This is a genomic window from uncultured Endozoicomonas sp. (assembly GCF_947495845.1).
In the GTDB taxonomy this organism is placed as follows: domain Bacteria; phylum Pseudomonadota; class Gammaproteobacteria; order Pseudomonadales; family Endozoicomonadaceae; genus Endozoicomonas.
Window position 1 is genome coordinate 1 of record NZ_CANMAO010000126.1, and the last position, 218, is coordinate 218.

Genomic DNA, 218 nt, shown 5'->3' on the forward strand with positions numbered 1-218 from the left:
GCGCATTCTGTAGATCAGGAAAACTCTCATTCCCCAGAGAGGAACAAACTCGAAGCGTCGTTCAGCAAGGCGATCGTAACCCGGTGCTGGTTTGCGGCAGCCTGAACAGATAGCGTGACCATTTTTGCGGGGAACGACTGTCACATCGAAGACTTCAGAGCCCTGATGGAAGCCGAGTTTTACATCCTGATAAACAAATGACTTGAGTTTATGAACTT

The 218-nt window shown here is 48.6% G+C and carries 1 pseudogene; it reads right to left on the bottom strand.

The features are described 5' to 3' along the window. Window positions 1-218 (bottom strand): annotated as a pseudogene (locus Q1B11_RS20385) (hypothetical protein); the annotation flags it as partial.